The sequence below is a fragment of the Bdellovibrio sp. BIS2 genome, from assembly GCF_055398295.1.
The window spans coordinates 2,760,480-2,786,289 of sequence record NZ_AP035879.1; the positions used below are offsets into that span (position 1 = coordinate 2,760,480).

At 50.2% G+C, this 25,810-nt stretch carries 24 protein-coding genes and 1 tRNA gene; 12 read left to right on the forward strand and 13 right to left on the reverse strand.

All coding sequences use genetic code 11. From position 1 onward, the window contains the following. Positions 1–55 precede the first annotated feature (55 nt). The 5 genes from ACZ520_RS13205 to ACZ520_RS13225 are packed head-to-tail and all read right to left on the reverse strand — an operon-like array spanning position 56 to position 4,869. Entirely contained in the window at positions 56–1,120 is a 1,065-nt protein-coding gene (locus ACZ520_RS13205) for a vWA domain-containing protein (RefSeq protein ID WP_088564623.1), read from the reverse strand. Further along, on the reverse strand, positions 1,120–2,130 hold the full coding sequence (locus ACZ520_RS13210; RefSeq protein WP_374030826.1) for a vWA domain-containing protein: 1,011 nt from the start codon (positions 2,128–2,130) through the stop codon (positions 1,120–1,122). The genes ACZ520_RS13205 and ACZ520_RS13210 overlap by 1 nt, the downstream gene beginning before the upstream one ends. After that, a complete protein-coding gene (locus ACZ520_RS13215) occupies positions 2,127–3,026 on the reverse strand; it encodes a hypothetical protein (protein WP_464126002.1) in 900 nt (299 codons plus the stop codon). Before ACZ520_RS13215 ends, ACZ520_RS13210 begins: the two co-directional genes overlap by 4 nt. Continuing rightward, on the reverse strand, positions 3,026–3,895 hold the full coding sequence (locus ACZ520_RS13220) for a DUF58 domain-containing protein (RefSeq protein ID WP_088564620.1): 870 nt from the start codon (positions 3,893–3,895) through the stop codon (positions 3,026–3,028). Before ACZ520_RS13220 ends, ACZ520_RS13215 begins: the two co-directional genes overlap by 1 nt. Further along, positions 3,895–4,869: an AAA family ATPase gene (locus ACZ520_RS13225; protein ID WP_038451994.1), complete on the reverse strand. Its 975-nt coding sequence runs from the start codon at positions 4,867–4,869 to the stop codon at positions 3,895–3,897. The genes ACZ520_RS13220 and ACZ520_RS13225 overlap by 1 nt, the downstream gene beginning before the upstream one ends. Positions 4,870–5,027: 158 nt before the next feature. On the opposite strand from ACZ520_RS13225, the gene ACZ520_RS13230 reads away from it, so the two are divergent. The 7 genes from ACZ520_RS13230 (at position 5,028) to ACZ520_RS13260 (ending at position 10,482) form a co-directional block, all read left to right on the forward strand. Further along, positions 5,028–5,840 carry a M48 family metalloprotease gene (locus ACZ520_RS13230; protein ID WP_088564619.1) on the forward strand — a complete coding sequence of 271 codons (813 nt, stop codon included), beginning with the start codon at positions 5,028–5,030 and terminating at the stop codon, positions 5,838–5,840. A 45-nt stretch (positions 5,841–5,885) separates the two neighbouring features. Then, on the forward strand, positions 5,886–6,134 hold the full coding sequence (locus ACZ520_RS13235; RefSeq protein ID WP_011165185.1) for a DUF1844 domain-containing protein: 249 nt from the start codon (positions 5,886–5,888) through the stop codon (positions 6,132–6,134). A 14-nt stretch (positions 6,135–6,148) separates the two neighbouring features. Further along, positions 6,149–7,570 (forward strand): trypsin-like peptidase domain-containing protein, encoded by a 1,422-nt coding sequence (locus ACZ520_RS13240; protein WP_088564618.1) that lies wholly within the window; start codon positions 6,149–6,151, stop codon positions 7,568–7,570. A gap of 292 nt (positions 7,571–7,862) precedes the next feature. Continuing rightward, positions 7,863–8,189, forward strand: a complete 327-nt coding sequence (spoVG, locus tag ACZ520_RS13245) for a septation regulator SpoVG (RefSeq protein WP_011165187.1) — start codon at positions 7,863–7,865, stop codon at positions 8,187–8,189. Between the two features lie 270 nt (positions 8,190–8,459). Then, a tRNA-Gln gene (locus ACZ520_RS13250) sits at positions 8,460–8,535 on the forward strand. Positions 8,536–8,934: 399 nt separating this feature from the next. After that, a complete protein-coding gene (locus ACZ520_RS13255) occupies positions 8,935–9,846 on the forward strand; it encodes a hypothetical protein (RefSeq protein WP_464126006.1) in 912 nt (303 codons plus the stop codon). A gap of 273 nt (positions 9,847–10,119) precedes the next feature. Next, positions 10,120–10,482: a hypothetical protein gene (locus ACZ520_RS13260; protein WP_464126008.1), complete on the forward strand. Its 363-nt coding sequence runs from the start codon at positions 10,120–10,122 to the stop codon at positions 10,480–10,482. Between the two features lie 135 nt (positions 10,483–10,617). Here the strand turns inward: ACZ520_RS13260 and ACZ520_RS13265 are convergent, their stop codons facing one another. Next, positions 10,618–11,028, reverse strand: coding sequence for a hypothetical protein (locus ACZ520_RS13265; RefSeq protein ID WP_464126010.1), 411 nt, complete (start codon positions 11,026–11,028; stop codon positions 10,618–10,620). A gap of 251 nt (positions 11,029–11,279) precedes the next feature. On the opposite strand from ACZ520_RS13265, the gene ACZ520_RS13270 reads away from it, so the two are divergent. Continuing rightward, positions 11,280–12,152 carry a hypothetical protein gene (locus tag ACZ520_RS13270; RefSeq protein WP_464126012.1) on the forward strand — a complete coding sequence of 291 codons (873 nt, stop codon included), beginning with the start codon at positions 11,280–11,282 and terminating at the stop codon, positions 12,150–12,152. A gap of 77 nt (positions 12,153–12,229) precedes the next feature. On the opposite strand, the gene ACZ520_RS13275 is transcribed toward ACZ520_RS13270, so the two are convergent. After that, positions 12,230–16,873: a hypothetical protein gene (locus tag ACZ520_RS13275; RefSeq protein ID WP_464126014.1), complete on the reverse strand. Its 4,644-nt coding sequence runs from the start codon at positions 16,871–16,873 to the stop codon at positions 12,230–12,232. 282 nt (positions 16,874–17,155) lie between these two features. Here ACZ520_RS13275 and ACZ520_RS13280 point away from each other — a divergent pair, with 282 nt between their 5' ends. After that, positions 17,156–17,422, forward strand: a complete 267-nt coding sequence (locus tag ACZ520_RS13280) for a hypothetical protein (protein ID WP_088564602.1) — start codon at positions 17,156–17,158, stop codon at positions 17,420–17,422. Between the two features lie 27 nt (positions 17,423–17,449). Here ACZ520_RS13280 and ACZ520_RS13285 read toward each other — a convergent pair whose 3' ends face one another. After that, positions 17,450–18,364, reverse strand: coding sequence for a hypothetical protein (locus ACZ520_RS13285; protein ID WP_464126016.1), 915 nt, complete (start codon positions 18,362–18,364; stop codon positions 17,450–17,452). An 11-nt stretch (positions 18,365–18,375) separates the two neighbouring features. Further along, positions 18,376–19,008: a hypothetical protein gene (locus tag ACZ520_RS13290; protein WP_464126018.1), complete on the reverse strand. Its 633-nt coding sequence runs from the start codon at positions 19,006–19,008 to the stop codon at positions 18,376–18,378. 248 nt (positions 19,009–19,256) lie between these two features. Here ACZ520_RS13290 and ACZ520_RS13295 point away from each other — a divergent pair, with 248 nt between their 5' ends. Further along, on the forward strand, positions 19,257–21,023 hold the full coding sequence (locus ACZ520_RS13295; protein ID WP_464126020.1) for a tetratricopeptide repeat protein: 1,767 nt from the start codon (positions 19,257–19,259) through the stop codon (positions 21,021–21,023). On the opposite strand, the gene ACZ520_RS13300 is transcribed toward ACZ520_RS13295, so the two are convergent. Further along, a complete protein-coding gene (locus ACZ520_RS13300) occupies positions 21,011–21,919 on the reverse strand; it encodes a hypothetical protein (RefSeq protein ID WP_464126022.1) in 909 nt (302 codons plus the stop codon). The genes ACZ520_RS13295 and ACZ520_RS13300 overlap by 13 nt on opposite strands. A 75-nt stretch (positions 21,920–21,994) precedes the next feature. Here ACZ520_RS13300 and ACZ520_RS13305 point away from each other — a divergent pair, with 75 nt between their 5' ends. After that, entirely contained in the window at positions 21,995–22,600 is a 606-nt protein-coding gene (locus ACZ520_RS13305) for an HAD family hydrolase (protein WP_464126024.1), read from the forward strand. On the opposite strand, the gene ACZ520_RS13310 is transcribed toward ACZ520_RS13305, so the two are convergent. Together ACZ520_RS13310 and ACZ520_RS13315 are read right to left on the reverse strand one after the other, a co-directional pair. After that, positions 22,597–23,583, reverse strand: coding sequence for a hypothetical protein (locus ACZ520_RS13310; protein WP_464126026.1), 987 nt, complete (start codon positions 23,581–23,583; stop codon positions 22,597–22,599). The two genes, ACZ520_RS13305 and ACZ520_RS13310, sit on opposite strands and share 4 nt — an antisense overlap. Positions 23,584–23,656: 73 nt before the next feature. Then, on the reverse strand, positions 23,657–24,076 hold the full coding sequence (locus tag ACZ520_RS13315; protein WP_464126028.1) for a DoxX family protein: 420 nt from the start codon (positions 24,074–24,076) through the stop codon (positions 23,657–23,659). 167 nt (positions 24,077–24,243) lie between these two features. On the opposite strand from ACZ520_RS13315, the gene ACZ520_RS13320 reads away from it, so the two are divergent. Next, positions 24,244–25,242: a zinc-binding dehydrogenase gene (locus ACZ520_RS13320; RefSeq protein ID WP_417868911.1), complete on the forward strand. Its 999-nt coding sequence runs from the start codon at positions 24,244–24,246 to the stop codon at positions 25,240–25,242. Between the two features lie 5 nt (positions 25,243–25,247). Here ACZ520_RS13320 and ACZ520_RS13325 read toward each other — a convergent pair whose 3' ends face one another. Further along, the gene (locus ACZ520_RS13325; protein ID WP_464126031.1) at positions 25,248–25,736 is read right to left on the reverse strand and encodes a hypothetical protein; all 489 of its coding nucleotides are present in this window, start codon (positions 25,734–25,736) and stop codon (positions 25,248–25,250) included. Between the last annotated feature and the right edge of the window lie 74 nt (positions 25,737–25,810).

The following is a 25,810-nucleotide window of genomic DNA, read 5'->3' on the forward strand; positions in this document are numbered from 1 at the left end:
CCATCACGAGCGAGGACTGTCCGAAGCTTCGAGTAAAAACCACAGGCCAAGCGCTTCATGCGGGAGGCACCTCGTAGCGGCCTTTCCAGAACAGGAAAGAGTTTCTGCGTTCACCCAGGAACAGTTCTAGAAGTGCGATGATAATTCCCAACATCAGAACTGTCTGGAAGCGTTCTTCGTACTGGGTGGCCATAGTCGTGTCGAACTGGGCTTTTTCAAGTTTGCTGATATCTTCCACCAGCAGCTTGGTCTGCTCGCCCCCAAATGTGGCGAAATAGAAGCTGCCTTGACCGGCTTCAGCCAGCGCGCGCAAGGCATCGCCTTTGACTGTCGTCAGGATGGTCTGACCTTGACGGTCTTTTTTATAACCTTTTAAGAAGCCCATGCCATCACGAACCGGAATCGCCCCGCCTTTTTCCGTGCCGTAAGCCAGCGAGAAGATTCGGACACCTTCACCGGCCATTTTTTTGGCTTCATCCAAGGCGCCCTGCTCGTGATCTTCCCCGTCGGAGGCAAACAGGATCACGCGCGTGACTTTCACGGTTTCATCAGTAGAAACCCCGCCGCGCTCGAAGGCGTCTTTGGAGATCTTCAAAGCTTCCGTAAAGTTTGTTCCTTGCGAGGACACGGAACTTGGCTCTAGGGATTCCAGATACATTTTGATGGCGCCCGGATCATTTGTCAGAGGTGACAACAAGGCCGCTGATCCGGCAAAGGCCACGATGCCCACTTTATTTCCCGGCATCAGATCCACCAGACGGCTCAGTTCGGCTTTGGCTTGTGCCAGGCGCGAAGGTTTCACGTCTTCAGCCATCATACTTTCAGAAACGTCGACGGCGAAGATGATCTCAACCCCTTCACTTTTGACTTCCTGCTGGGATTCACCCATCTGCGGGCGCGCCAGAGCCAGCACAAAACAAAGCACGGCCAAAACCTGCAAAGTGGTTTTGATCGAACGCTTCTTGCGCGATACAGAACTTGAAAGGAACGGATACAGTCTAGAGCCGATGGCGGCTTCCATCTTTTTTCTCGACATGCGATCAAAGATAAAGCCCACGATGATAATCACCGGAATCAGCCACAGATAATTAAATGCTGCCAGGTTTTCAAAGCGGAACATTATGGCACCCTCCTTAACCAGGAACGGCCCAAAAGCAGTCCGGCCAAATAAAGAACCAAAGCCCAAATCAGGAAGGGCGGGAATTTTTCAGTATAGTTGGTGAACTTGTTCACATCGATCTTGGTTTTTTCCAAGGTGTCGATGTCACTAAAGACCTTTTGCAAAGCCCCTTCGGTGGTGGCGCGATAGTATTTACCGCCCGTATCAGAAGCCATACGACCCAGCAGATCCTCGTTCACCGTGCTTTCAAACGGCTGATAAGTCTTTACCTTCTGGCCAAAGATATCACGGGAATAAACCGGGATGCGCGTCGGGCCGTCTTTACCGATACCGATGGAATAAACCTTGATACCGTAACCCTTGGCGATTTCAAGCCCCGTTTCAGGATCAATGGTGCCGGAGTTGTTCTCCCCGTCCGTCATAAAGATCATGACACGGCTGCGGGCTTGGGAATCTTTCAAGCGGCCTGCGGCATTGGCCATGGCCACACCCAAGGCGGTCCCGTCCTTGATTTTTGCACTCGACGCACTGGAGATTTCATTCACTCGCTGCAAGATCATCTGATAATCCAGCGTTGGTGGAACCATGGTGAAGGATTCACCGGCAAAGACCACCAGACCGATACGATCTGAGGTCCGCGCGCTGATGAATTTCGCGATGGTTTCTTTCGCGGCTTCCAGACGGTTTAAAGGTTTCATGTCTTCAATCAGCATCGAGTCAGACACGTCCAGACAGATGACAATGTCGATCCCTTCCACGTTCTTGCGGATCTTGGTGTTCATTTCCTGCGGGCGCGCCAAAGCGACAATCGCAAACACCAGCGCCAGGGATTTTAAGATCACCGGCAGGTGCATCAAACGCGTGCGCACGGTCGGCGTCACAGACTTTAACAGCTCAACCGAACCAAACTGCAACGTCGGCGTCTTCTTTTTTCTTTTCCAGAAGTTCCAGATCAGAATCAAAACCAGCGGCAACAGGAACCACAGGGCCCACAATGAATGATACGTCATGAGGACACCCTTTCCATTTTCTCTACCAGAGTGCGGCAGTGGGTGGCCAAATTCAAAACGTCGCTGCTGGAAAGGTTCTTCTGATCGGCAAATGCGTGCTGGTATTCATGGAACAGCTTCAGCAGGCCTTCGCCCGTTTCCACATAGACGTTGCGATGGTATTTCTTGATATCCTTGATCACCAGACGCTCACTCCACTCCAAAGCCGGCACACGGAACTGGCGGGTCAGGAAGAGCTTAAACATCTTGTTCGTGTCAACCAGCACCTGATCGATTTCTTCTTTTTTAGCCTCTTTGCCAAAGAAAACCGGATTGGTGCGCTGAAGGCGGCGATAGTTTTGATGGAATTCAGACAGCGGTGTTAAGGCCGAGTCATGTTCGCGCAGGCGTTCCAGCATGTTGCGTCTTTGCACCACGCGATAAATCTTGGTGATCGCAATCAAAGCAATCACACCCAAAAACGCCGCCAAGATCCCCCAGTAAAGCATTGGAACACCAATGCTAGCAGGCCCGATCGGACCGTAAGGTTCTTGTTTCACGGGCTGTTCGCCCGGATTTTGCGGAGGCGGCGGCAGCACCGAGGTCACTCCGTATTGAATCGGCCCCAGATCCAGAGTTTGCACACCGTCGCTGAGTTGCAGGTTTTCAAACGGAATATTGCCGGCCGTGTAAGCCGTGGCCTTGATATCCGCCACCGTCGGTGAACGGAACTCAAAACCGAGAAGCTTGATCTGGTATTTTTGTTCCGGCTTCAGAACAAAATGAAGTTTTTCCTGCTGAAGATCGCGCGGGAAGTCCCCGTCACACACCAAAAGAAACTCGCGACCTACGGTGAGCTCGTTGTCTTTCAGTCCCTCGACTTTGGGAATTTCTGCCTTACACTGAATTGCCGCCATTATCTTCTCTTCTTAAAGAAGGCCACCAAAGGATTCACATAATCCTCGCTGGACTTCACATCCACACGCTCCACCTGAGCCAGGCGAAGCAGACGATCCCGGGCGTCTTTGCGTTTGGCCACGGCCTCTTCATACTGGGCGCGGAACGATTGCGAAGACGTATCGACGGTGACGATTTCCCCGGTCTCGGCATCTTGCACTTCGATCACACCCATGGAAGGCAAGGAATACTCGGCCGCATCGTTGACCACGCAGGCCACGACGTCATGCTTTCTTCCCAGTAAACGCAAGGACTGTTCAAAGCCCTGATCCATAAAGTCACTAAATACAAACACCGTCGCGCGCTTCTTTAAGATCCCCTGCAAATAAGAGAACCCGGCAGACAGCTTGGTGCGATGGCTTTTTGGTTTATAGTAAAACAAGTCACGCAGCAGACGGTGCACGTGGCCCCGTCCTTTTTTCGGCGGAACAAAGTGTTCCACCTGATCACTGAACAGCAACAAACCAATCTGGTCGTTGTTCTTCACCGCAGAAAACGCCAACAACGCCGCCATGTGAGTCATGACTTCGCCCTTAAAATAAGGCCCGGTTCCAAAATCACTGGAACCACTGACATCCACGGCCAGAATCAGGGTCAGCTCACGCTCTTCCTCGAAGGTTTTGATGTACGGCTTTCCCGTGCGCGCAGTCAGCGGCCAGGAAATCGAGCGAACGTCATCGCCAGGAACGTACTCCCTGAAATCCGCAAAAGTCATCCCCTGCCCTTTGAAGGCCGTGTGGTATTCACCGGCAAAGAGATTGTTCACAAGCTTTCTTGTGTTGATCTCAAGCAGTTTGACTTTCTTTAAGACCTCAGGAGGCAAGCTCACTATGGCACCTCGACCTGACTTAGGATTTCTTTGATGATGTCATCGGTTCTGATGTTTTCAGCTTCGGCTTCGTACGTCAGAATCAGACGGTGGCGCAGAACGTGGTACGCAATGGCCTTTACGTCTTCGGCAGTGACATAACCGCGGCCACGCAAGAACGCGTGAGCTTTCGCTGCACGATACAAGCTGATCGTCGCACGCGGGGAACCACCCACGTTGATCAGGTTCGCAATACGGCTTAGACCGTATTCACCCGGCTTACGGGAGGCCATGATCAATTCCACGATGTAGTTTTTGATTTTGTTATCAACATAGATCTGATCCGCACGGTGAGCCGCACGCAAAAGGTCTTCTTTTGAAATCACCGGCTGCACTTCCGGTTTTTCGTTGGTACCCATGCGGTTGAGGATTTCAAGCTCTTCGCCTTTGCCTGGGTAAACGACGTTGATCTTGAACATGAAACGGTCCATCTGGGCTTCCGGCAGCGGATAAGTACCTTCTTGTTCCAACGGGTTCTGAGTCGCCAAAACCAGGAACGGGCTTGAAAGTTTGTAGGACTCATCCCCGATGGTGACTTGTTTTTCGGCCATGGCTTCCAGCAGTGCGGATTGCACTTTCGCCGGAGCACGGTTGATCTCGTCCGCCAAAACGATGTTTGTGAAGATCGGTCCTTTGCGCGGAGCAAATTCACCGGATTTCGGGTTGAAGATCATGGTACCGATCAAGTCCGTTGGCAGCAGATCCGGAGTGAACTGGATGCGTTGGAAATCCAATGAAATGGATTTTGAAACGGTCGCGATGGTCAGCGTCTTAGCCAAGCCCGGCACACCTTCCAGCAGGATGTGGCCCCCGGTCAGAAGGCCCATCATGATGCCCTCCACCATTTCCTTTTGCCCTACGACAACCTTGTTGATTTCAGCCATCATTTTATCAATGAATTGGCTCTCTTGCTTGATCGCGGCATTCAGGGCCATGATATCGACTTCACTCACGTTCTTGCCTCCTGAGTAGATGAACCTCTCTATTTCACAATTAAGCCAAAAACTACGCAAGTTTAGAGTGAAATCCCGACGAAAAACTATGCGCCGTTCCTGTGCTTGCCAAGACCCCTCTTTAGTGGGACTAATTTTATATGATCAACAACAATACAAAAGTCTGGATATTCATTCTATCAAGCTCTCTGGCCCTGCTGGTTCTTGGCTACCAGTTCGGGGAACGCCTGGGGTTGTTGATTGGTTTCTTCTTTGCGGTTCTTTTGAACTTCTTTGTGTTCTTTTACGGCGAAAGCCGCGTGCTGGCGAAACTGAACGCACAAAGAATCAAAGGCCAGGACTCCTGGGGTCTGATCGACAAGGTTCAAAAGATGTCTGCCCAACTGTCCATGCCCGCTCCGGCAGTTTATATCACCCCGCACTCGTCCGTGAATGCCTTCTGCGTGGGTCATTCCTGGAAACGTGGATCTTTGGGCTTCACTGCAGGGCTATTGCAAAAACTGAGTGATGAGGAATTGGAAGCCGTCGTGGCCCATCAAATCTGCCACATCCGCCGTCTGGATACGTTTGCTTTTAGCGTCAGCAGCACACTGGCCAATTCCGTCGTGGGCCTGGGACAGTTCTTGGACAACTTGATCCCGTACAAGCTGCGATTCTTTATGCCGCTGCTGTCCCCGATTGGCTGGTTGATCATCAAGCTTGTGGTGGTGGAAAAGTCCTTCTTTGAAAATGATCTGATGGCTTCTGAACTTCTGGAAAGTCGCAACCGCCTGGGCGAAGTTTTGTGGCGCATGGAAGGCCTGGCTCAAACCCAGCCGCTGGATATCCCGGCCTGCACCAGTCATCTTTTCATGGTGAACCCGGAAGGTTTTAGACAAAAAAATCTGTTCCTGAAATCCCACCCGGCCATTGAGGTCCGTTTGCAAAAACTGATGGGTTATTACCCCATCTAACTTGACAGGATTAACAGAGAACTCACATTCACAGAGAGGATACTTATGAACGAAAAAATTGAAGCCTCCTTTTCAGTCCTAATTATGTCCGTCGCCTCTTCGGCGATTATGGCTATGGGTCTGGCTCCAAATCCTCAAAACGGCGAAGTGAGCAAAGATAAAAATATGGCTCGCTTTAACATCGACCTTTTGGTGGTCCTGCAACAAAAGACCAAAGGAAATCTGACTGGCGATGAAGCCAAATTTTTGGAAAACTTAATCAGTGATCTGCAAATGAAATTTGTGTCTATGTAAGGAGAAAACTGTCTATGAAGACGCTGTTGGTTCTTATTCTGTCTGTCGCAATGACCGCTCAAGCCCAAACGGGCGCGAAGGAACTCCCGAAAGATCCACCGAAGATGAATCTGAGCGCCGCCCTGCCCGGCAACTTGTTTGTTGAGCTGGCCAAGGCCATCAACCCGGCGGTTGTGAATATCTCGACCACGGCGATGCCCAAGAACTCTCCGCGCATGCGTGATCCGATGCTGGATATGCTGGAACAGCTTTATGGCTTCCGCATGCAGCAACCTCAACAACAACAGCGTCCGCAACAAATGGGTCTGGGCACAGGCTTTATCATCCGTGAAGACGGCCTGATCATCACGAACAACCACGTGATCGCCGGCGCTGACATCATCAACGTTCAATTAAGCGAAAAATCCACGGACGTGTTTGAAGCGACCCTGGTCGGCAGCGACGAACGCACGGACATTGCTTTGATCAAGATCACTCCGAAAGGCAAACTGCCTGTGGCGGTGCTGGGTTCTTCCAAAGATGTTGAAGTCGGCGAATGGGTGGCGGCGTTCGGGAATCCGTTCGGTCACGGTCACTCCATGACCAAAGGGATTATCTCTTCCAAAGGCCGCGACATCACAGAGATCAATAAAATTCCATTGCTTCAGACCGATGCCAGCATCAATCCGGGGAACTCGGGCGGTCCGCTGGTGAACACCAAAGGTCAGGTGATCGGTGTGAACTCGGCGATCGATGCGCGCGCGCAAGGGATCGGTTTTGCGATTCCGATTGATGAAGTGAAAGCCATCTTGCCAATTCTTGAATCCAAGGGCCGCATTGCCCGAGGTTTCCTGGGTACGGCCTTGGGTGACTTGGATCCGGAAGCGGCCGAGTACCTGGGACTGGGCGAACTTCGCGGGGCTGTGATCACGCAGGTGTCTCCGGGCAGCCCGGCTTTGAAAGCCGGTTTGAAGATGTACGACATCGTGACCGAGTTTAACGGCAAGAAAATCAGAACCTCTTTGGATCTGATGGATGCGGTGGCCGACGCCCCTATCGGTCAGCCGATTAAAACCAAGATCATCCGCAACAACAAGGAAATGACCCTGAATGTGGTGACGGCAGAACGTGTGGAAGAAAAACGCGCGGTTCGTGCGGCGACTAAAACCTATGCGGGCCAGAAAGCTCCGTTTGATCTGGGCTTCACGGTGATTGATCCAACCACCGAGCTTCGCAAGGAATGGGGCCTGCCGGACGATATGAAGCAGCCCGTGGTGATCGAGACGGAAAGAAACTCCAACGCTTCCAAGGGCGGTTTGCGCGTGGGCGATGTGATTTTGGATGTTAATAAACAGCCCGTCGACACCGCCAAGGACGTTTTAAAGGCTCTTAAAAAGGGCAAGAACACCCTTAGAATTGCCCGCAACACCCGTATTCAGATCATCAACATCGAGTAATTCTAAACTCAGAAATTTTAATAAAGAGCAGCGCTTCAAAGCCCATCTTCGGATGGGCTTTTTTATTTTGCCGCTATATAAGTAAACACCTGCCTCAAATTGAGGCAGTTCGCGGAACCTCAGTAAAAATATAAAAAAATCCTCGACCTAGGTCTTTAGTTTTTCTTGGGCCCACCGAGAAGAAATACGGACCATAGTTTGGCTCCAAGATTGCGACAAAAAGGCCGGTCAAACGGCTTTTAAGAATGAGCAACTGTTATGGCAACAAGAACGGCAACAAGAAAGGGACTGTATGAAAGTCACCGAGGTGAAAGTTTTCCCCGTCAATGAGGACCGGCTGAAGGCCTACGTCTCGATCACTCTGGACAACTGTTTTGTCGTGAGGGATCTGAAGGTCATCCAAGGAACCAGCGGTTTGTTCGTGGCTATGCCCAGCAAAAAACGCAAAGACGGTCAGTTCCGCGATATCGCCCACCCCCTGAATCAGGAGACCCGGGCGATGATTGAAGACCTCATATTTGAGGCCTACGAAAAAGAACTAAAATCCATGGGCGAAACCCTGGTCAGTCTAAAACGCCAAAAAGCTCCTGGGAGCGACTACGGCAACGACGACTACTAGGTTTGACTTGATTCACCCTAGGGCCATGGGGCCGGGGTCGAGTTCCCTGCTCACGCACACCTGGCTGCCTAATGTGGAGGCAGCCAGCAACGGCGGCTTCAAGTAAACCCCCTGGAATTCTTAGCCCGTCAGATCCCTGACGGGCTTTTTTATTAAAAGGTTCCCGGTTCTTTTCCAGGCCCATGGCGCGTTATCTTTCAACGCATAAAGTCTTTTCTTGATTTTGGGCCGCAATATCCGTAATTTGGGCCTTCGAACGCATCATCTTGCTGGGGTATCGTCAAGTTGGTAAGACAACAGATTTTGATTCTGTCATTCGCAGGTTCGAGTCCTGCTACCCCATCCATTTTTCCTTTAAAAAATAAGACAACATAGACACCAGGAAACTCGCTTCGGGCATTGCTACGTCTTCAGGGTAGCAGGACTCGAAGAGAGCAATCGGCTTTGCGGTGACTGCGCCAGTGGCGCGTTCAGCGTAAAGCGGCAGGCCCGGACGGCCTGACGAGATTGCGGCCCCGGCTCTGGAAGGTTGGGCAGGAGCCCAACCTGGGAAGACCGAGTCCTGCTGGCAAAAAGCTAAATCAACAAATTGACTTAAAATTTGACTCTTGCGAATAGAAAGATTTCTTTCTTAGCACTCTCCACTAAACATATTTTTATTATTTTCCGATAAGACCATGACAAATCCAACTTCCTTCGAATAACCGATAGAAACAAACTTACTTTTTCATTCGCGGAGATAAAAATGCACTATAGATGGCTCTCTTTACTTGGAAACTTTGAAGAAGTAGGAAACAAGTTAATATTTAAAGGTGGAATCAACAAAGAAGATGAAGGTACACGCCCAGAAATAGGTAACTTCATTTCAGACCAAAGATTTGGAGGTGGCTCAATCTCTGCAACAGTAAAGTTTACCGGCAACCCAAAAGAGCACCAAAAAGAAGGCTCTGAAATTATTTTCTACTATGATCATGCAACAAAGTTCTTTGCGACTGCTGGAATCAATTCTCATGATCAATTTGCAATACGATACTTCACAAATCAATGGCACTACATTGCTCGAACTGGAAATCCAGTCGCCTTCGACCGGAACAAGACTTATGACCTTGAAGTAATTGTAAAAGGATCCCGAGTCAAATTGACAGTTAACGGTGTAGATACTTTAGAAGGTGAACTTCCGATTTCCCTCCAAACAAGCCAAGTTGGGATCTGGTGTATGGGCGAATGTGATATCGAAGTCACAAACTACAAAGTTGAAGCTGTCAGACCCACTGCTTTTGTCGTCATGCAATTCAGCCCACCGTTCAATGATGTTTACTTCGAGGTCATTAAAAGTGTTTGCAACAAATCAGGGCTCGACGTAGTACGCATTGATGAACGATCAGGGCCGGGACTTATAGTAGAAGACATCTCTCAGCAAATTCGCGAAGCAAAAATAGTAATTGCAGATATTAGCCCAACAAATGCCAATGTGTACTATGAAGTTGGATTTGCGCACGCCCTTAAAAAACCAACAATCCTTTTAGCAGAAAGAACAACGAAACTTCCATTTGATGTCTCAAATCACCGTACGATATTTTATGACAATTCAATCGCCGGAAAGTCTCAACTCGAGTCAACACTAGAGAATCACATTAGAGCAATTCTAAATGTTTAAAATTAAAATCCAAAAACACAAAAATATAACCAGTTAGAAATCATTTGTAGAAAGCAATGGGAGTTGAAAAGTCAATGCCATTACTTTCTACAGAGATTCGATTGAAAGAACACTCAAAACTAAAGTCTCGCCGGCGGTAGGGCATCAGACACCTTACACCTAGCCTCCCAAATTTACAAAACCCCTCCCCTTCACCCCACTTTCAAACACTTAATTTGCGTTTTTCCGCGATAAACAATAAATCATCTAGCAAACCAAACCCTGGAGAAACCTTTGAAAACCTTGAAACGTGCCCTGACTGCGATCGTTCTGTCCCTGGCTCCGTTCGTAAACGCTCATGCCGCTGTTTGCACTATCACCACGAGCGACACCCCATTCAAAGCCTCTAAAGAACAGCCGGACCGCGAATACGCGACCCTTGAAAAAGGTTCTGCCAATGGAGTTGATTTTTACCTGCGTGCTGCTCACGGCGTGGTTCGTCTGGAAGCTTGGAAATCCGGGAAACTCGTGGTTAGCACCTTTGCTCAAGAAGGCGCTCAGTCCCCATATGGCGATGCCCTGAACCTGGCGATCCAAACCCCTGCGGGCCCGGTTGAGGCGCAATGTGAAGGCTTCAACACCCTGCTTGGCTATTAGAGCCAGTTAAAACTCCAAGGGGGCCAAAGGGATCCCATTGTAAACTCAAGTCTCAAAAAATCGCTTGCGGCGGGTACAGAGGCTACACAGTACCCGCCGTTGGTTAACTTCGAGCGAATATCAAAGTGACCAGCCTTAGTGCGCACAATGAAGTGGAATCTTTTGGCCGTTCAAACGCTGAATGTAGCTTCTTTGACTTTCTGAAGAGTCATTAAAATCAATTCGAGTACTTGAAAAGGGAACCGCGTCTTGATCCAAATTCCCGTTGATGTACTCCCGCGCACCTGCCACAAAATAAACTCCTTCAATGGCAACAGACGCAGTTTCGCCGCCAACACTCAAAACAACTTCGCTGCCGGGACGTACTTTTGTCATACCCGTTGTCGGGCTGACGATGATTTCAAGGGTGCCCGTTAGGGATGCTGAGACACCGCCGGCCATCATTGAAGGAGACTGACAGTTTACTGACACAACCTTAGCTGTTCCTTGCGCCATCACCGTACTTGCCGCCAAAAGACCGATCATAAGAACGACTACGTTTTTCATTTCATACCTTCTTTCTTGTTTGGTAGTTGAACACATCTGCCACCTTCTTTTGCAAATCAAAAACCACCCTGGAAAGAAGCGTAAACAGGTTGGGCTGTCACTAGCTTTTGCAGCGGACCTTGCTGGTCACTTTCTACTCGGCAAGAGTACATTTCTAGACCTAGTGTACTAAAAATGAGTACACTTCTTTCGCGGTTTAACTCTTGAATTCGAACCTTGATCCCCTAAAATGTTTGCAAAGGATGCCTGCAGTGGAAAAGAAGTTAAAATTTGTCTCGCCCATGCCATACAAAGATGCGAAAGACTACTTCAAGGATTTTTTTGTCGAAAACAAAGTGCGCGATGCCAAGTTTTCTTACCGGGTGTTCGCCAATTTGTTAAATTGGCCGGCAAGCTATCTTTCGGATTTAAGCTCAGGTAGAAAAAATCTCAGCGTTACACGCGCCCTGGAATTTGCGAACTATTTCAAAATGAACAACGCCCAAAAAGAACACATGTTGTGGCTTGCGTTGGCTCATTCCCCCAAAAATCAATCCGATCAGCTATTGCAGGAAAAATCAAAAACCGATCCCAACCCATCGCTCTATCAAAAGGAAGCTGGAATGGATCAGGTGCTCTGGTCAGACATTGTCTGGGCTCTGCGTTTGATGACTTGGAAGAAAAAACGCCTCTCGGTCAAAGAGATCGAAGAAAATTTTGAAATTCCGGGAATATCGTCTCTGCGGATGCAAAACGCACTCGACAGAATTGAGAAAGAAAAATATCTGCAATGGGATGACAACGGAGAGCTCATAGAGGGAAGCCCGCTGACGGCGGCTCCGGCCGAATTTGACCACTCCACTACGAAGGGCGATGCGCCTTACCAGGGAATCGAGCTTCATCGCGATGCGGTTAATAACTTTTTAACATTTATTGAAAATCCGCAAAGTCCGTCCACCTATCATAACCATCCCGTGGTTATTCCTCGGGGGCAGTTTATGCCGGTGGCAATGAAACTCATCGAACTGCGAAACTGGATTGACGAACTTTCACGCCAGCACCTGGCGCAGTCAAAATCTCCTTCGACGGACTCTTATCTTATGCAACTGGATCTGAATCTATTTCCGCTGACGAAGAAGAAATAAAAAGCCGAAATATCGGGCTCAGACAGAATCTAGGACGAAAAGGCGTCACGCCTTTTCGTTGGCAGACCGAGTCCTGCTTATAGCGCCATCGGTATCGGCTGATACGCAGATCTAAGATTTCCAACCCCTAAACCTTTTTGACTGCCGCCCCAACATTTCACTCTGCCCGCCACGGTCAACGCACAAGTGCTGTTACCATCTGCATCAGACCAGACAACACCAGTTGAGACGGCCTTGTAATTGTCTGCCCCCAGGACCGCAGTAGGAGCATATTTATCAACCGTCGTCCCATCACCCAACTGACCTTTTTGGTTCAAACCCCAACACTTGACCAGCCCTGCATCCGTCACACCACAAGTATAATCGGCACTGACGGACAACGCAGTGTAAACATCTCCGCCAGTGACGGCTGTTGGTGAGGTACGACTGATAATTGTTCCATCCCCGACGTAAGCTCCCCAGCACAGAGCGGCCCCAGAAGTCGTAAGGCCACAAGTTGTGCCCCCTCCAACATAGACAGCCTTGTAAGTTTCGCTGCCACTGACGGCAACGGCTTCCTCGCGGGAATTGGCCGTTCCGTCTCCTAACTGACCAAAATCATTATTGCCCCAACACCAGATTTTCCCAGTCGTCGTCAATCCGCAGGCATGTTGAGCCAATTCACTCATGGCAATAGCCTTATAAGGTCCACCCGCAATTTCCACAGGAGTCAGACGATTACCACCATAATAGAACCCGAGACCCCAACACTTCAACGCATCCGACGCCGTAATCCCGCAGGAACGACCCGGAGAAACCGCAATAGCTTTAAAGCTGTCACCACCCACCACGGTTTGAGGTCCATAGACTGTCGACGTGTTTCCATTCCCCAGTTCACCCGTATTGTTGTACCCCCAACACTTCGCCTGTCCGGTCGAAGTCACCCCACAGGTGTGATGATAGGAAACGGCAATATCCGTGTAGGCATCATTTCCAAATACAGGTTCTGGGATTCGGACTTCTGCGGTCTTGAATGTCCCAAGTTTACCTGCGAATCCGTCCCCCCAGCACTTGGCAGTTCCTGTCGAGGTTATACCACAAGAATGACTTCGGCCTGGGGCCACCTTCACATACTGATCACCGGAACTCATAAGGATCGACATGTCTTTTTCCTGACCACTGCGTACTCCCCAACAGCGCAGTTCGCCGCCCGTGGTTGAGATCCCACACCGATTTAAAGCCGATCCTGAAATGGAATTATACAACGTCGTGTCCGCCGTTAAAGTCGGGCTTAACACCGGGGAGGTCAGTCGACCATCAAGCGCATCACCTAATGCAATTTCGGACGAAGTACCCCAACACTGAGCGACACCATTCACATCAACAGCGCAATGTCTGGAAAGCCCCGTGACTACGGAAACGAATTGGCCGTTAATTTTTTGCTCCGGAACCAACCCTAAAGAGTAACCCCAGCACTTTACAACACCGGCACTGGTCACTCCGCAACTCTGATCGTAAATATTATAATCGGGCCAGCCGTAGAATTTCCCGCGACTGCTAAAGACCGTCACATAAGTGTCAGCGCCACTGATCGGAGTGGGCACAAGTCGAGGAGTCGTAGTGCCGTCTCCGACTTGCCCGTATTCGTTATTACCCCAGCATTTTACCCCACCCGAAACAAGCACGCCACAAACATGCCCGTATCCAACAGAAACAACACTGTAGGTATCACTGTCACTCACTGCAGTTGGAGCCGCCCGATCTTCCCACATTCCGCTGGTGCCATCACCGATCTGCCCGTATTCGTTGTCGCCCCAACATTTCACCAAGCCCGAGGTCAGAATGCCACAAGTTGTGAATGCTCCCGCAGAAACAGAGTTATAAAGATCCCCACCCGTGACCGCTGTCGGGACTAAAGGTGTTGCTCCTCCATTGCCAAGGATGTTATTCGAACCCCAACACTTCGCCACCCCCGCCGTCGTCACGCCACAAGCATGCGTGTTCCCGACCGAAATGGACTTGTAAGTGGAAGCGTCACTCACAGCGGTGGGCACAGACCTAGAAACGGTTGTGCTATCCCCCAACTGACCATTTGAATTATCACCCCAGCATTTTACAACTCCCGCAGAGGTGATCCCGCATACGGATTTGGAACCGGCGGAAATCTCAGTGAAGACATCCCCACCGACAACCAGGGTTGGAGCCGTTTTATTGACAGTTGTTCCATCGCCGAGCTGACCGTAAGTATTATCCCCGATACAGAAGACCTGGCCTCCACGAAGACTGCACATAAAGACAGGCTCGTCGCCCTGAGAAAGAACCATTTGCGTGACCCGGCCGGACTCTTCAGAAATCACACGGCGGGCAACTTGGTTGACTCCGACGACGGCGCGATAGCCGACGGCCACCACGCCCGAGATTCCCACTTGAAGAATCTTATGCCCATCCGTGCTTAAGCCACCGTGGTAGCTATAAGACACCGGCCAGGAGGTCTGCCCCGCGGGGACAAGAACTGTGCCTCGTGACGGCAGATTGAAGTTTGTCGGATTTGCCGCCGTCGTAAAGAATGGTGAAACCGTGTATTCCACCAGCACATCAACGGGAGAAGGGCGATCCAACGCCAACATCAGTTGCTGTGTATTTGTTGAAGCACCACCCGGGATCACATCAACGGCTTTGGCAAAAGAAACCTCAATCTGATTGTCCAGCACTATCACCGTCGCATTCGGCAACGCTGGTGAAATATCGCCATAGCTGTTTGTCGCGACCCCTTCTTTTACAGAAATGGTGACCGCCGCTCCATAAGCTAACGACGAACAATCCCAAAGGTTTATGTACCCGAGCTGATACGTGGTAAAATCATATGCTTCAACTTCCACCACACAATCCGCGGTGGCGCCAGCAAGCACGACATCCGTTGGATCAAGAGTCGCCGCCGTAGCTCCATCAAATACAATTTGGAATCTATAACCTTTTCTGGCACCGGCTGAAGTTTCATAGGGAGCAAATGTTCTGATGCTTAAAGGAACCATCATGGTGACGGAGGGCGAAGTTGCTGAAGCTGGTGCCAAGGTTCCATTACTGCCTTGCGCGGTGCCCGCAGTGATGACAATGGCCAATGTTCCCGACGTCGCCTGACACCCAGACACCTTGACTTGACGATTGACTGTACCACTGCCCGCAATCGAAACACTACAGCCAGTCTTGCTGGCTGTGCCCACAAGAAAGACGTCTGCTGAACTGAGACTGATAGTCGATGCCCCGGTATATGTGATCGGCCAGACAAACTCAGTGATTCCGTTGCCTCCGTGATCCGGGGTCGAAGATCCGATAGAAATCGAGGGCTTCAACAAAGCCGCTGCCGAAGGCCCCTGCGGACCGGCTGGAACCGCAACACTGTTCACCGCAGTCCCTGCCTTCAACGAAATAGCGACACTGCCAGATCCGGCAGAACACCCTGTCACCTTCACGGTCCGACTGGACGGGCCGGTGTTCACAATCGAAACAACACAGCCTGTGGTGTTTCCCGATAAAGTAATATCACTACTATTTAAAGAAATCGCACTTGCATTTTGATAAGTGACCGACCATTCAAATTCCGTGGTGCTGGACCCGGATGAAGGTGACGGTGCGCCAATGGCGATGGAAACGACCGGAGGAGGCGGAGTTGGGACGTGGATAAAGTGCCAGAAGTATTCACTGCTAACCCCACCCACTGTGTATTCGATGCGGATCTGATTGGTTCCCTCTGGAAATCTAGTTACGTCTGATAAGTCCAAAGGAATAGAGAATTTGTTGCCGGCACAAGTGACAGGACCTGATTGAAAAGTTCCAGGAGGCGAGTCCTTGACCTGAATCGTGGCCCCGTCATCCGCACAATAGCCCTGAAGAACAAAATTTGCCAGATTGCTAAGGTAGTGCTTCTGATATGGAGGATTGTAAATCTTCAGCTTATTGTCGCCGTTTGGATCTCTTCCCACCTCAAAGGAAGGAAAAGCTTTCACATTATCTACAACGATGCTGCCCAGAGCAATAATCAAAGGAACAGCACTCGCGGACGGAGGCACAACCACCGACGCGGTCCCCAACTCTATGAGATTGTGAAATACCCTAGCTGTACCAGCGACTTCGTCCACTTCACACCCGAGGTAGTTTGGCGACTCCACCGGGTAATTTGTCAGAGTCAGGTAAGGCGTCAATGCGCCCCCGTAAAAGCTCATAAAATCCCCGGCATAAATGCTGAGCGTTTGAGTTGCCGCTGTAAATCGATAGAAACATCCCACGATGTTCATGCTTCCCATATCCGCAGCAGGCGTTATACCGAAAATCTGATCTGCACTTGAATCAAATACAACTGAAGACTCCAGATAAACCTTGGGTTGATCAGGAAAGACCGCAGGATTGTTGGGAGAAATCAATAACTGCCCACTATTGTCCGACGTGGACACTTCTTTGTTTGTCAGTCTGGTGGGAGCACCGCCTAAATCAATCCATTTTATGTTACTGGCCAGAAGTTCATCGTCGCGATTAAAGTCATCCTGGAAAAATGGAGTTGTCTTATCCACCGGAAAATAGCCTGAAAGGTCATTATCAGTTTCGCCGTCCCCATCACCCACATCCGGAGCATCGATCGAAGGGAGACTTTTTTGGAGGAGATCTGCCTTGAGGGTACACCCAACTGCCCCCATAAAGGCCGGCAGACAGATCAGCAGCAGTTTTGCAGAACGCACCAAAATATTCATATTTCCCCCGATATCCCACGGAACAGCTCATATTTTTATCGGGTCCCCTTAGGAAAATCTGGATAAACTATGATAATCGCGAGGAAAACTGTGTTTCTGAAACGGGAAGAAACAACTTTCCGTCGCAACGTGAGACAGAAAGTTGAAGCATCCTTTTATTTGCGAGGGTCCGGTTTCTTAGCTGACGCTCAGTTAAAACTACAAAAGGGCCAAAAGCCCTTGCTCATCCCCCCGTTTTTATGGGACTTTCGCCCGTCATCCCCTAAAAACAGGAAATACGTTATGCAAGACTTCATCCCTCCACAGCCCCCAAAATCCTTCCGCATTGTTCTGGAGCTGTTTAAGTCTGCGAAGCGTCTTGACGGTGTTTTGTTAACGGCGATTAAAAACCAAAACGAAGACCTGAACCTGCGCGAGATTTCCCGCACCCAGTACAAAGAACTTTTCAATTCCGGAAAAATCCTGATCAAAGGACAAAGAGCAACACCGTCTTCTTCTGTTGCTAAAGGCATCACTTACGTGGACATCCTGGGATTTAAAAACAAATAGCCCGCCTGAAGCCCGATTGCGGCGGCTTTAGGGCCTGCACCCATGAAGTCGCCCGACGGCATTCTTAAATTCATTTTCAGACTTATAAATCGCCAAAGCATTTTCAACCATCTCGTTGGCGGACATCGCCTGCTGATTGATATCTATCAAGGTGCGCAGCTTCTGCGCTTCCTGGGAGGCTCGCTGCTCCCCTGCCGTCATCGCAATCCCGGCATAAGCCTGCTTCACATCCGCCATTTCAACGGCGCTGAATTCCGGAAGCCGAGGATCTGTCCCAATATACACGAAGGCTGTCTGCAGGGATTCCTCTCCACAAACCACATCCAGGTCCGAACGCCACACGTATTCGGCCATCATGATGTTTTCACTTTTCAGGGCTTTTTGCAGAAGCAAGCGGAAGCGTGCGTTTTCGGGCTGAAGAATCATCGCCAAAGTCATCTCTGAAATCCGCATCGTGTCTGGAATACCGTTAGCCGGGTCCGCCACCAGATAGCCTTCCTGATAAATAGCCTTCACCGTGTCTGCGCTGAGATAAAGACCGCGAGCCAGGCTGATATAATAGGAGTCCGGCTTGACCGTGAATTCGATCATCATCTTGCCATAGCTTTCAGAAATATGGGGGTCGATGGCCAGATAAAGGCCTTCCCCGGCAAACAACCCTTTGCTGCCAGAGGCTTTGGACCAAAACTTGGAAGTCGCATAAGAAATGCGGGTTTGCAAAACCTGCTTTCGCCCTTGAGGTGTCGCCATCAAAGCCTGCGTGGCCGGGGCCGCTTCCTGATAAATATCGAAGTAATGATATAGCCGCTGCTCATGACCAAAGGTCATCTTGGCATTTCGCAAGTCACGCGCCAGCAGGGCCTCCGCGGAAGCGGCAAAGGCTTCCACGCCCAGAATCAGACCTAACGCAATGATACTCAGAAACTTGCCAAGCTTAATCATAGATCCCTCAGTTATCGGCAGTCCGACAGTTCGCGAACAACGACTTCATCATGTCTTGCCACGGGCTCGGACTTGATTTCAATCGTGCCTTCCTCGTTATAGACCTGCATGATGACTTGTTCAGTCCAGTTCATCGCATGAACAAGAACATCTTGTCGGCCTGAATAAGACTGCTGCTGCATCTCGATGGTGGTTGAGATATTGCCATTGCTATCGACACGGGTTACTGGCGTTGGCACCAGAACAAAATAACTGCAGCCCTTCACGACTTCCAAACGCTCGGAAGTCACATCCGACTTCTGCACAACGGAGCTGAGGTTGGCGCTTTGTTCCGCCGCTTCGGCACTAACCAAGAATTGCCCTTCGCCCTTGATTGAGCTTTTTGGAATTCTAAATTCAAAAACATGGCCCTGATCCTGAATGCGCACCACGCGCTCGTTTTTCATCCAGCGAACAGGAGACGACAGCTTTGAGGGTTTGCTGATTTCAAGCTTTACGGCCCCGTCCTTGATCGCCACCGCACGGCCGTCTTGATTTAATAGCTCCAGGCGGCCTTTAACCACATGAACCGAAGCCAGTTGTTCCTCTGCCAGGGATGTCAATGAAACAGACAGTAAACAAATTGCGACCCATAGTGCCTTCATATTTCCACTCCCTGTTCCAATAGCTTGCCTTTGAGGTAAAAAACTTCGTCTGCTAGCTTAGATTGCAAGCGCCAGTCCATCCCCGCCGCCCTTACCAAGAGCCAGCCAGCGACAAGTGAACATTACTAGTATCCGTATCCCCCAAACGCCGTGGAAACCGCATCTAGGGCCAGTCTTAGGCTCGATCTTCAACAAATTTATTATAAATCAGCAAAGTTCTTTACACTGTACTCTGACAAGGAGAACTGATGCGCCCATCCTTCAAAACGACTGCCAGTGCCGCTCTTCTACTGACCCTTACAGCCTGCGCAAGCACGCCTGCCAAGAAACCCACCGCCCTCGAAAAACAAAGCCTTGTGATTCCTGCTGCGAAAACGGATGCCATCAATGCCCGTGCCGAGGCGGACTATAACTTCATTATGGGGGATGTGCTAAGCCGTGAAGGAAAGTCCGAACAAGCCGTGGCCCTGTTTGAAAAGGTCGCAGCCCTGGATCCGAACTCTGCGGCGGTGCAGATGCGCCTGTCCGCTGAATACCTGAAGATCGGCAAAGTGAAAGAGGCCATTCAGAAAGCCGAGCAGGCAGTGGCGAAAGATTCCAAAAACGTCGAATCACTCTTGGTCTTGGGTGGACTGTATTCCGCGGAAAAATCCTATGACAAAGCCATCGCTCAGTATCAGGCTGTGCTTCGTCTGGAACCGAAAAACAGCGAAGCGCCTATCTACATCGGCTCTTTGTATGCGGATAAGAAAGAATTCAAAAAAGCAGAGCAGTACTTCAACTCCCTGCTGAAAGATCCCAACTATGAAACCCCGCACGAGGTGCTTTATTATATCGGCCTGACCCATCTGGATCAGGAGGGGGCCGGTCATCAAAAGGCTGCAGAAGCCGCCTTCAAGAAAGCCCTGACCATCAAACCGGGTTTTGAAGACGCTTTGATGGCTTTGGCGAATCTATACCTGCAACAGAACAATCGCGGCAAAGCGTTGTCTTTGTGTCTGGAATACCAAAAACAGGAAAATTTCAGCCCGAAAGTGGCCGACCTGATCGCACAAATCTATCTGGAGGACGGCAATTCGGAAAAAGCCTATTCCCAGTTGGAGCTGATCACCGGTAATTCCGAATCCTCGCTGGATGTGCAGATGAAAATGGCCCTGCTGTTGATTGAACAAAAACGCTTCAATCAGGCCGGAGCAAAACTACAAGACATCGTCACCCAGCACCCGACAGCAGATTCGGCCCGCTATTACCTGGCTGCGGTTCAGGAAGAAACCGGCGACATGGAAAATGCCGTTCGCAACTATATGCAGGTGCCGCATTCAAGCAAGCACTTCAGCGAGGCCATTGTGCACGCCGCCCATTTGTTAAAAGGTCAGGGCAAGCTGAACCAAGCCCTGGTCGTCACCAAAAAGGGTCTGCAAACCAACGCCGACAAACCGCAAGTCTATACGATGTACGCCTCGCTGCTTGATGCAAAGGCTGATTACCTGGGGGCTGCTCAGGTGTTGGAACAAGGTCTTTCCAAATACTCCAAGAATGTGGAGTTGTTGTTCCAACATGCACTGATCCTGGATCGTCTGGGCAAAAAAGAAAACATGATCGCCCAGATGAAAAAGGTTCTGGAGATTGAACCCAATCACGTGCAGAGCTTGAGCTATCTGGCCTTTTCATTGGCTGAACTGAACCAGCATCTGCCCGAGGCCGAAAGACTGGCCCGTCGCGCGCTGGAGCTTGATCCCAAGGACGGTTACGTTCTGGACACTCTGGGATGGGTGCTGTTCAAACAAAAACGCTTCTCGGAGTCCATTCAGGTATTGGAAAAAGCGCACGAGTATCAAGCCTCGGCCAGCATCATTGCTGAACATCTGGCGGACGCTTATTCGATGGAATCCCAAACCGACAAAGCCAAACTGATGTATGAAAAGGCGGCAAGCCTGACGACGGATGAAAAGCGTGCAAACAAGATTCGCGGAAAACTGCGCGAGCTGTCTGTTAAAATATCTTACTTGAAATAAGCCTTGCGAATCGCGCGCCCGCACTGGACCGAGTCCCAGTACGCCTGCTCGCCCCGCCCTTCGCGGGCCACGATTCCGTAAGTCTTTTTATCGGCGCTGATCCAGGGATAAAAACCAAAGGCCCCTGGGCTGCTGTAGGCCTCGACCTGACTGCCGTTGGTTTCAACCCAGTGATGGTAAGAATACTTCCAGTCCTCTTTGGCCGGAGAAAATGCGGCCTGCTTGCAGGTGGCAGGACTGGTACAAATCGCATCCACCCCCAACATGTCCTTGATCAGATACGTGCCTTTCAGTATTTCCTGCAGGAAGCGGGCATAATTTTCCGCACTCATTTCCGCCCCACCGGCCAAGGCCAGGTTCGGATAACTGAGTCTGAATTTGTTCTTCAGGGTGCTTTCGATTTCTTGGCTCAGTTTTTTGCGGTTCAACTTTCCCAAGCCCGCATTCACTGCCAAAGCCTGAGCACTGCCCCCGCCGTAATAGAACTTACCGACATGGGCTGGGTTCACCGTGCTGTTGCTGCGGGCCTGGAAGCAGGCCTCTACAGTCAGGCGCAAAGCACACGGAATGACATTGAACTGATCATACCCCCCGCGCATCAGAAGCAAATTCTTGTCCTGTTCTGCCAACAGGCCTTTTTTTAGTTCGACATAGTAGGCTGCGAAAATCCACTTCGAAGCCGAGGCGACCTTCATTTCATCTTTGCGTTCGTACTTTTTTCCCGGCGATCCTGCGGCAAGAAGTCCTTGAGAATTTCCGACTTCCCAATAAAACGGCTGGATGGACCTGCACTCCGGTGCCTCCACGGCCACCCGTTGTGCCTCTGGCGCACCGGCCATAGCAAAGGAACCCGTTAAAACCAACTGCAAACCGATCCATAGTCTGGCGTATTTCATAAATGCTCCCCAATAAAGGATAGTACTATTAAAAACGAACTGATAGATTTAATTTCTGATTCGGAGAATCCATCCATGCTTCATCATTTCTTTCCTGAGCACTCTTTTAAAGCCCTGCTGTTTGACTTCGACGGCACTGTTGCCGACACCATGCCGGCGCACCTCGCCGCTTGGAACAAGGCCCTGGATAAATATGACCTGACACTCAGCCGCGAGCAGCACCTGTCCTGGGCGGGCCGCCCCACGGCGAGAATTGTTGAGATGATGAACGAGCTGCATAAGACCGACATCAACCCTGAGCAGTTTGTAAAAGAAAAAGAGGCCCACTATCTGGCTTCTTTGAACGATGTCACCACGATAGCTTCGGTGATGGAAATCATCGAGCACTATCATGGCAAGATCCCGATGGCGATTGTCACCGGCAGCCGCCGCAAGATCGTCGAACTGACGATGAATCAACTGGGCATTCAAAAGTACTTCGACACATGGGTGTGCGCAGAGGACTATACCCAAGGCAAACCTGCGCCGGATTGTTTCTTACTGGCAGCGGCGAAAGTCAATATCGCCCCGACGGACTGTCTGGCGTTTGAGGATGCTGTTTTGGGAATTGAAGCGGCTCATACCGCCGGCATGAACTGCCTGAAAGTCACCGAGGACTACAGCCTGATTCACACTCGCTAAAGCGGATTCAAGGACGGCAGCAGCAAGCGCAGCAAGGTGGTGGTAGTGCGGGCCTTGTCGTATTGTTGAAACGGAATGTTCACGACCGTTTCACCGTGGTCTGTGCCATCCAGCCGAACAAAGTCCACGCCCGGAAGTTTTGAACTTTCAAAAGGCACCATGCCATCGCTAAGATCATACGGGCCCGAATACAGACGAACCACACACTGACCGAAGACTTTTTCCAGACAGCCCATCGCCATGATATTGACCGCGGGGGTAAACAGACTCTTCTGCCCGTTTACAACGCCGCCGACAGTGATCATGGGAATGTTTGTGATCGCGGTGATTGCCTCGAAGTTTTCTTTCATAAACTGCGAACGGCTGGAGGTTCCCAGATAACGAATGGTGTCTGGCGAAGTGTTAAAGAATGGAATCACCGTACCCAGCAGTTTATCCAGATAAATTGGATTATCAAAATACGCATCAGCAATCGGCGAACCCCTGAAAGGGCTTTGCAGGAACACGATCCCCGCCACAACGTCCCTGAGGTTGGAAGAATCCACCAGTTCTTCGAGCAAAGCCAAACCACCCAAGGAGTGAGTTAAAAACACCGCTTTTCTGCCGGCATCGACGGACTGATTTAAAGCCTTGCGGATGTTTTCTTTAATTTCTTTGACTGACTTGGAAGAGCTGGAAAGTCGGACGGAATTAAATTTATAAACGTTCTGCAACAGCTCTTGCTGAGCCCCCAGATAATCGCCAGTCAGGCGTGCAAAACTGACCGAAGATCGATCGTCCGCTTTCAAAAAAGCTTCAGACAAAATGCCCGGCACCAGATAGAAATCAAATTGCCGCAGCAGGATTTGCTCTTCCACAGTCAACAGCGAATTATTGGCGTAGGTCTTATGAAAAGCCGGCGTCAGATCCGCGGCCCTGCCCCACAGGCCGACCACCAGACCCATAACCAAAATGAAAACGGCTTTTAAACGACTTAGAACCATTCCCTTTGACTAGCGAAAAATGCGCCAAGCCTGCAAACCTATTATTTTCATTTAAACCTGAAAAAACGACGTTTTACGTCCCTCGACGACGCCATTGCGCCTTCACATAGTCCCAGCCACCAGTACACCACAGGGACCAAGCCACCAAGACCGGTTGAAAGAACAAGCGAATCAACCTTGCCTTGTCCGTATTCAAACCAAAGGCATCAATCTGATAGACGTACTGATTTATGTTCCCAGGAAAGATCGCAATGAAAAACAGGGCCCCGACAACTCCAACCTGCGCTTTATAGCGGGTTAGAAACAGGAAACTAAGACCCAGCAAAATTTCAACGACCCCCGACGCCACCACCACAAAATCGGGATCAAAAGGCTGCCACTTCGGAACTTGAGCCAAGAACTCGGTACGAAGCCATGTCAAATGTCCGGTCCCAGCATACACCAGAAAAGCGCCGAGCAGAATTCTAAGGCCTAATTGAATACGCGACTTCATGAGCGACTCCTTAGACAAAGCATACTTGCTTTTTGTCATACTTAGGAATGAATAATAAAGCCCCCGTTGCTTTTTGCACAGTGCCTTCTGCCGATGGCTGTTTGCCGACGCCTTCTTTCAATGAGAACATAAAAACACAACTCATCATCTTTATCAGAGGAGCAACTATGTTCGCCGCAAGATACGTTCCTGGAAAAAAAGAGCTTTCCCTTGTTGATATTCCCAAACCAACTCCGGGCCCTTTGGATGTTATTTTAAAAATCCGTGCGGCAGGCATTTGCCATTCCGACCTGCACGTCCTGCATGGTGAAGTTCCTTACAAAGAAACTTTCACTATGGGCCATGAAGCCTGCGGTGAAGTCGTGGAAAAAGGTTCGGAAGTCACTGAGAACTACTCTGCAGGGGACCTTTACGCCGTCCACGGCCCGAACCCTTGTGGTCATTGCAACTATTGCCGCACCGGTCACGACAATCTGTGCAACGATCCCAGCAGAACTTTCATCGGCCTGGGACAAGATGGCGCCTATGCGGAATATCTGAAAGTTCCCGCACGCAACATCGTGAAGGTGCCCAAAGGCATCAGCCCCGAAATCGCGGCTGTTGCCACCGACGCGGTACTGACTCCTTATCATGCCATCAAAACCAAAGGCGGCGTGGGCTTGGGATCCAAAGTGCTGGCGATCGGTTTGGGCGGTCTGGGGATGAACGGCGTTCAGATTGCTCTGGCTTTGGGTGCGGAAGTAACAGCGGTGGATTTAAAAGATGCGAATCTGGAGATGGCCAAATCTTTTGGCGTGCAGAATGTTTTAAACTCCAAACAGATCTCTTCGCTGCAACCCCTGTCCTTTGATGTGGTCGTTGATTTTGTGGGACTGGAGTCCACGTTTAAAGATGCTCAGAACTTTGTAAAACCCGGCGGCACCATCCTGCTGATCGGTTTGGGTTCGGCACAAGTGCCATTGACGACAGCGACGGCCATCACCTTTGAAACCAAGGTGCAGGCGTCTTTCTGGGGAACTCACGTTGAAATGCAGGAACTTTATGAGCTGATTGCACAGGGAAAGATCAAACCTCAGGTTCAGACCGCTCCCATGAAAGAAGTCAATCACTGGCTGCATGAGCTGGAAGCCGGAAGAATCAAGTCCCGCATGGCCCTGCTGCCATAGAAAGCTTATTTTCCGGTTTTCTTGGCGATGGAAAGGAAGAAGGCATTTTCCTTCTTCTTGTCGGTCTTGGCTTTCCGCGGAGTTTTCTTCGCGGAAGCTGCTTCGGCTTTTTCAGACAATCTGGATTTCACGGGAAGGCCCAACAACGGATTGCCTTTGCTGATTTCCCGCATCAGTTGTTTGACCTCTTCTTCAAAATCCTCGGACTGGGCTGGAATATACAACCAGTCCTTGTTCGCCGGGTGATTTTCCAAAAACAGGTATTTCAGAAAGAAAGCATTTTGCTTTTTCTTTTCAACCGGGATGATGCATCCATTCCACAGCTCAAAAGGATAACTGACGCCCTTGTGTTCATAAAGGCCTTTGCGCTCGACCAGAATCAGCACAAGCTTCATATCCAGATAATAAGCTAAGCCGCCGTGCTTGGGCAGACAGTCATAACCCGGGGGCAGCAGATCTTCGATCCAGTAAAGATCATTCAGTGGATGTTTCATGGGTGTGGCCAGCTCCTGACATCCAATTTAGCAAAAGTATAAATTCGAGTCATGAACAAACCCAGAACGGGCGG